Genomic DNA, 6,911 nt, shown 5'->3' on the forward strand with positions numbered 1-6,911 from the left:
GCTAAGTTAACCGGATCGTGAGGTGGATGAAATATTCGGCGCCCGTATCGCGCACAAACAACTCGTGGCGACCCGGGTAAAGGAGGTTGAGCCGCTGGCGCACGTTGGCCAGGCCGATGCCGCTGCGGTCGCGCTCGGGGTCTTCGGCGCTGCGCGGCGCCACGCTGTTGTTCACGTCGAGGTACACGGTATCGTCTTTCACCGACAGGTTGACGTTGATGTAGGAGGGCATACGGAAGGAAATACCATGCTTGAAGGCGTTCTCCACGAAGGGGATCAGCAGCATCGGCGCAATGCGCAGGCCGGGCGGCACATCGCCGATCCGCGCCGTCACGAGCACCGACTCGCTGCCATCGGTGCGCAGCTGCTGCAGGCGGATGTATTGCTGCAGGTAGTCGGCCTCGCGGCTGAGGTCGATCTCTTCCTGCTCGTTGTCATGGATCATAAAGCGCATCAGGTCGCCGAGCATCTGCACGCCGTCGGCGGTGCGCTGGGCGCCTTCGTTGAGTGCGAGGCCGTAGATGGAGTTGAGCGCATTGAAAAGAAAGTGCGGGTTGATCTGCGTGCGGAGGAAGTCGAGGCTGGCCTCCGACTGGCCCAGCTCCTGCTTCAGGTGCGTTACCTCTTCGCGCGTTTTGCGGCTCCTTCGGTAGAAATACCAGGCCAGCGGCGTCATCACGAACAGTTGCAGCAGGCCATTGAGGATCACGAAGGCGGCCGAATCGCTCGCGCCCTGGTGGTAGAGATGCCCCAGTAGTCCGAAGGGAACGGCGCTGACCAGAATCAACACACCTACCAGCACCAGCAGCGTCAGAAAGCTGCGGCCCTTCTGGGGCAGGCGCGGAAGGATCACCTGCGTGGTCAGCGTGTATTGCAGGATCGTGTAGGGAACCATCAGCCCCAGCATCAGCATGCCCTCTCCGTTTTCACGGGTAAATAGCAGGAACAGGAGGCTTCCGCTCCAGATGAGCACGGAAGCCAGCACGTTGCGCAGAATAATGCCGTGACGGGGACGGGCCAACAGGTCGAAATAGCGTTGCATGCTGCAATGTTACCAAGCCCGGGCGGCCTCCGGAGCACCGAAGTGACGAAGCGGGCTGAAAATGGGATGAGGATGTACGGAGCGCCGTTCGTGGCACTTCAGGGCACTATACGGAACGGTTTCAGCCCTGCAGCTTCGGGTTGTCGCGGTGACGGTCCGCATCGCGGATGGTCTTCTTTTCGAAATTCTTTTCCAGCGCCTCGGTGAGGTTCACGCCCGTTTGGTTGGCAATGCAAATCAGGACCCACAGCACGTCGGCCAGCTCGTCGCCGAGTTCCTTTTTGCGGTCGGTTTCCTTGAACGATTGCTCGCCGTAGAGGCGGCTCATGAGCCGGGCCACCTCGCCCACTTCTTCGGTAAGGATGGCCATGTTGGTGAGCTCGCTGAAGTAGCGGACGCCTGTTGTCCGGATCCACTGATCCACCTGCTGTTGTGCCTGTTCGAGGGTCATAATCCGGGTTTGGGGTGATTGAGCTTGATGTCCATCAGCGTGGCCACCGAGCGGGCGCGCTGTCGCATCAGCGTGGCGCGGGGCCCTTCGAAGTGCGCGTCGACGGTGGCGGTGAACAGCGCCACCCAGCGCTCGAGGTGCTCCTTGCGGATGGGTTCCTTGCGATGAATGTCGGCATGGACGGCCATCACGTTTTTTGCGTAGGGTGTGCCGAACACGATCGACTCCCAGAAGTCGGTAATGACCGGCAGGTGGGTGGCAAGGTCGAGCGGCACCACTTCGGTGAAGAAAGGCCCGATGCTTTCGTCGGCGAAAGCCTGGCGGTAAAAGTCGCGCAGCAGCATTTCTATATCGGCTCTCGATTCCAGGTCACGCATCATTCCTTGTTTTGGGTGTCGATGATAATGGTCACGGGGCCGTCGTTGAGCAGGGCCACCTTCATGTCGGCACCAAAGATGCCGGTTTCGATCTTCTTGCCCAGTTCCGCTCCAAGCGCCGCCACGAAGGCTTCGTACAGCGGTACGGCCACTGGCGGCTTTGCCGCGCGGAGGAAGGACGGGCGGTTTCCTTTTTTCGTCGCGGCGTGCAGGGTAAACTGCGAGATGGCCAGGATACCGCCGTCGATGTCGCGCACGGAACGGTTCATCAGGCCTTCGTTGTCGCTGAAAATGCGGAGGCCCGTGATCTTGGCGGCGAGCCATTGGGCGTCTTCCAGCGTATCGGCGTCTTCCACGCCCACCAGCACCAGCAGCCCGGCGCCGATGGTGCCGACGACGGTGCCATCGACTGTGACGGAGCCTTCAGAAACACGTTGAATGACGGCGCGCATAGAAAGATTTTCGCAGGCGAAAATACGAGGTTCACGCGGCGGCGCGGCGAAAGGGGACGCAGCGCGTGCGTGCAACTAATCCTGAAGACCGCATCGCCATCTTTTCCAGCTCCGCTGCGTCGTTGCGCCGCCGCATGAACAGGCCGCCTGCGGCCTACATTTGCCGCATGGATCTCACTTCCGAAATACAACTCCAAACCACCCGCGCCGGCGGCAAGGGCGGGCAGAACGTGAACAAGGTGGAGACGGCCGTCATCGCCTGGTGGGCGGTGGAAGCCTCGACGCTGGTAAGCGAAGAGCAGAAGGCGATCCTGCTGCAGAAGCTGGCGCATCGGCTTAATGCAGCCGGCGCCCTTTGGGTAAAAGCACAGACCTACCGCACGCAGCTGGAAAATAAGGGGGAAGCGATCCGCAAGCTGCAAGAGCTGGTGGGAGGCGCCCTGAAAAAGAAAAAGCCCCGCATCGCCACCCGCACGCCGAAGGGTGTGAAGGAAGCCCGGCTCAAACAAAAAAAGCTCACCGGCGACCGCAAGGCCGCGCGTGGGCGGCTACGCCCCGGTGACTTTTAACAACCACAGCGGGCTTCGCGCCGTATTTTAGGGGACACAAACTCCCATGCGCCCGTTTCGTTTATTGACATTCGTCGTGCTCGCCGTTGCCGGCGCCGTGGCCCTGCTGCAAAGCTGCCGCCGCTCCGAGGTCGTGCCCCGGCGGGGCACGGTGCTTCCCTTTGTGGTGCCCGCCGGCTTCCCGCAACCCGCCTACGATTTCAACGCCAGCCCGCTCATCGAAGAAGCCGTGGACCTGGGCCGCCGTCTTTTTTACGAAGGCGCCCTTTCCAAAGACAGCACCGTTCCCTGCAGCTCCTGCCATATGCCCACGGCGGCCTTCACCACCTTCGAGCACGACCGAAGCCACGGTTATAATCACTCCCATACGTTGCGCAACGCTCCCGGGCTGGCCAACCTGGCCTGGTACCGCGTGTACTTCCAGGACGGGCAGTACAGCGACCTCGAAAGCGTGCTGTCGCGGCACCTCACCCATCCCGCCGAGATGGGCGAAAACTTCCCGGAGCTGATCGCCCGCCTCAGCGCCGACACCTCGTATGTGCGGCGCTTCGCGGATGCTTTCGGCGAGGGGCCGGTCAGCGAGGCGCGCATCGTGGGGGCGCTGAAGCAATTCCTGCTGAGCATGGTGTCGGCCGACAGCAAGTGGGACCGCGTGCAGCGCGGTACGGCGAGCTTCGCACCCGAAGAGGCCGCCGGCGCGCAGGTGTTTGCCGCCAAATGCGCTACCTGCCACAGCGGGGCCCTGTTCAGCGACTTCAGCTTCCACAATACCGGCCTTGCCGCAGACCCGCTCCTGAACGACCGGGGGCGCATGGGCGTTACCGGCAGTGCCGCCGACTCGCTGAAGTTCCGCGTGCCCTCGCTCCGCAACCTGTCGCTCACCAGCTTCTATGCCCACGACGGCCGCTACAGCGCCTTCCGCCTTTACGTGCGCCACTACCGCGACAACCTGCAACCCTCGCCCACCCTCGACCCGCTGCTTGCCGGCGGCATCGCGCTCAGCGCCAGCGAGGAAGACAACCTGATGCGCTTCCTGTTTACGCTGACGGATAGCGGGTACATACATAATCCCAGGTACCTGCCCTAAGCTTCCGCCGGATCGTCATTGCGAGCGAAGCGAAGCAATCTGTTACACGTTAGGGCACCCGCCACCGCTGGCTGCCGGCCTATACTCCGGCAGATTGCTTCGCTTCGCTCGCAATGACGTTTCTTATGGGCTTACATTTGTCATCCTACGATGAGTGAAATCAAGAAACTGGCCGGCCAGACGATGTGGTATGGTGTGAGCTCGATAGCCGCGCGCTTTCTCAATTACCTGCTGACGCCCTACCTGACCCGCACCCTCACCAAGACGGCCAGCTATGGCATCGTGGGCACGTTTTATTCGGCCCTTTCTTTTTTCAACATCATCTTCACCTACGGCCTCGAAACGGCCTATTTCCGCTTTGCCAAAGGCAAGGAGGAGCACGAGCGCGTATACAGCACCGCTTCCATTTCGCTGCTGTGCAGCACCCTGCTGTTCAGCGCACTGCTCGTGTGGTTCCGCCAGCCAATGGCCACGCTCCTGCGCTTTCCCGACCATCCCGAGTTCATGATCTACGGCGCGGCCATCATCGGTCTCGACGCGATCTCGACCCTGGCGTTCGCGCGGCTGCGTTACGAGGGACGTCCCCGCAAATACGCCCTCGTGCGCCTGCTCGGCATCGTGGTCAACATCGTGGCCACCGTGTTCTTCATCTCCATTTGCCCGAAGCTGGCGGCCAAAGACCCGAACTCGTTCATCGGCGTTTATTACGACCCGAACTACCAGGTGGGCTATCTCATCATCGCCAACCTGCTGCAGTCCGCGGTGTCGTTCCTGCTGCTGCTGCGGAGCATCTTCGGTTTTCGCTGGCGCTTCGATGGGAAGCTGTGGCGGGAGATCATCCTGTATTCGGCGCCGCTCATCCTGGCCGGCTTTGCGGGCATGGTCAATGAAACCTTCGACCGGATCATGCTCGGCTGGTGGTCGTCGGCGCCCACGCTGGAGGCCAAGCAGGGCGAGGTGGGTATCTACAACGCCTGCTACAAGCTGTCGATCCTGATCACGTTGTTCATCCAGGCCTTCCGGATGAGCGCCGAGCCGTTCTTCTTCAAACAGGCGCAGGGGCAGGATCCCAAACGCATCTATGCGCGGGTGATGAAATTCTTCGTGCTGATCATCTGCTTTATGTTCCTGGTGGTGGCGCTCTTCCTCGACGTCTGGAAATACTTTATCGGGCAGAAGTACTGGGCCGGCCTCGGCGTAGTGCCGGTGCTGCTGCTGGCCAATATGTTCCTGGGCGTGTACTACAACCTGTCCATCTGGTACAAGCTGTCGAACAAGACCGCCGCCGGCGCCTGGATCACGTTGATCGGCGCGGCGCTGACGCTCGTGGTCAACTACCTGTTCATCCCGCGCTTCGGCTACTATGCCTGCGCCTGGGCCACCTTCCTGTGCTACGGCTCGATGATGGTGGTGTCGTACCGCTGGGGTCAGCAGCACTACCGCGTGCCCTATCCCACCAAAAAACTCCTTGCCTACTTCGTGATCACCGTGGCGCTGTACGGGCTGCAGTCGGCTTTTAACTGGATCGGGCTGCCCGCCTGGGCCAACTGGATCTTCGGGGCGGCGTTGCTGGCCCTCTTTAGCGTCTTTATCGCCACCGTGGAGCGCAAGGAGCTGGCCAAGCTGCCGTTCGTGGGGCGCTTTTTTGCCCGGGAACCGGCGCGTAATCCCTTATAAGTCAGGCAGAAATCACGGGAACTTCCTGCAAATACCTCTTCGAGTGGTCGAAGCAGCATCCGCAGCACCTGCAGATAAGAGAGTGTAAACTAAACTGTGTCAGGTTGAGACGATTTCTCATCTTTAAAACAGTTTATGAAAAAGGAAAAGAAGGATTTGTTGTCCGGCCTTGATCCGGAAGTTCGCCAGCAGGCCCTGGATCAGTTTATGAGCGGGAAGGCGGTTTTTGGCAAGGAGGGCGCCCTGGGGCCTTTGCTGCAGCAGTTGCTGGAAGCTGCCCTGGAAGGGGAACTCGCCGCGCATTTGAAGGAAGAACAGCCGTATTTAGAAGGGGAGGCGAACCGGCGCAACGGTTTTTCCCGTAAGCAGCTTCGAACCGCCGCCGGCACTATCGAACTATCCACGCCCCGCGACCGCCTGGGTTCCTTTGAGCCGGACCTGGTCAAAAAGCGGCAAACCATTCTGGCCGATAACCTCGAGGAAAAGATTCTGGGTTTGTACGGGCTGGGGATGTCGCTTCGGGATATCTCGCGGCATATCGAAGAGATGTACGGCACCGAGATCTCCCACACGGTCTTATCCGAGATCACCGACCGGGTGGTTCCTGCGGTGAAGGCCTGGCAGAGCCGGCCCCTGGACCCCGTCTATCCCATTATGTGGCTGGATGCCATGTACTATAAAGTGCGGGACGAGGAGTCCGGTAAGGTGGTGACGCGCTGCCTGTATAATATACTGGGCATCCTTCCCTCGGGCCACAAGGAGGTATTGGGCTGCTACGTGAGCGGGTCGGAAGGAGCGCGCTTCTGGCTCTCGGTCCTTACAGACCTGAAGAGCCGCGGGGTAGAGGACGTGCTGATTGCCTGTATCGATAACCTGAGCGGATTTGACGATGCCATCAGGACGGTGTATCCGTATTGCGACGTGCAGAGCTGCATCGTCCACCAGTTGCGCAACTCCGCCAAATATGTAGCTTCTAAAGACCAGCGTGCTGTTCTAAAGGAGCTGAAGGCGGTGTATGGGGCCGTGAACCGAAGTGTTGGGGAGAGCGCCCTGGAAGCCTTTGCAGGCAAATGGACAAAGCAGTATCCGCTGGTGGTGAACTCGTGGCAGACCAACTGGGATAAGCTCTCCACCTTCTTCGATTACCCGGAGCACGTACGCCGGGTGATCTATACGACCAACACCATCGAAGGCTATCACCGGCAATTGCGCAAGGTCACCAAAACAAAAGGAGCCTTCGTCAATGACATGGCGCT

General features: G+C 60.4%; 8 protein-coding genes. 4 read left to right on the forward strand and 4 right to left on the reverse strand.

The annotated features are described in order from the left end of the window. Window position 1: 1 nt before the first annotated feature. The 4 genes from E0486_RS16825 to dtd all read right to left on the reverse strand — a co-directional run bounded on the left by E0486_RS16825 (window position 2) and on the right by dtd (window position 2,322). Window positions 2-1,042, reverse strand: coding sequence for a sensor histidine kinase (locus tag E0486_RS16825; RefSeq protein ID WP_131853932.1), 1,041 nt, complete (start codon window positions 1,040-1,042; stop codon window positions 2-4). A gap of 121 nt (window positions 1,043-1,163) precedes the next feature. Beyond that, window positions 1,164-1,493 (reverse strand): nucleotide pyrophosphohydrolase, encoded by a 330-nt coding sequence (locus E0486_RS16830; protein WP_131853934.1) that lies wholly within the window; start codon window positions 1,491-1,493, stop codon window positions 1,164-1,166. After that, a complete protein-coding gene (locus E0486_RS16835) occupies window positions 1,490-1,873 on the reverse strand; it encodes a group III truncated hemoglobin (protein ID WP_165917389.1) in 384 nt (127 codons plus the stop codon). The genes E0486_RS16830 and E0486_RS16835 overlap by 4 nt, the downstream gene beginning before the upstream one ends. After that, window positions 1,870-2,322 carry a D-aminoacyl-tRNA deacylase gene (dtd, locus tag E0486_RS16840; protein ID WP_131853938.1) on the reverse strand — a complete coding sequence of 151 codons (453 nt, stop codon included), beginning with the start codon at window positions 2,320-2,322 and terminating at the stop codon, window positions 1,870-1,872. The genes E0486_RS16835 and dtd overlap by 4 nt, the downstream gene beginning before the upstream one ends. Window positions 2,323-2,489: 167 nt before the next feature. Between dtd and arfB the strand changes: the two genes are divergently transcribed. The 4 genes from arfB to E0486_RS16860 all read left to right on the forward strand — a co-directional run. Continuing rightward, on the forward strand, window positions 2,490-2,891 hold the full coding sequence (gene arfB / locus E0486_RS16845) for an alternative ribosome rescue aminoacyl-tRNA hydrolase ArfB (RefSeq protein ID WP_131853940.1): 402 nt from the start codon (window positions 2,490-2,492) through the stop codon (window positions 2,889-2,891). Between the two features lie 46 nt (window positions 2,892-2,937). After that, window positions 2,938-3,978, forward strand: coding sequence for a cytochrome-c peroxidase (locus E0486_RS16850; RefSeq protein WP_131853942.1), 1,041 nt, complete (start codon window positions 2,938-2,940; stop codon window positions 3,976-3,978). Between the two features lie 150 nt (window positions 3,979-4,128). After that, on the forward strand, window positions 4,129-5,655 hold the full coding sequence (locus E0486_RS16855; protein WP_243697470.1) for an oligosaccharide flippase family protein: 1,527 nt from the start codon (window positions 4,129-4,131) through the stop codon (window positions 5,653-5,655). A 135-nt stretch (window positions 5,656-5,790) separates the two neighbouring features. Further along, a partial coding sequence (locus E0486_RS16860) for an IS256 family transposase (RefSeq protein WP_131853707.1) occupies window positions 5,791-6,911 on the forward strand: 1,121 nt, incomplete at its 3' end.

The organism is Flaviaesturariibacter aridisoli, from assembly GCF_004343705.1.
GTDB lineage: Bacteria > Bacteroidota > Bacteroidia > Chitinophagales > Chitinophagaceae > Flavisolibacter > Flavisolibacter aridisoli.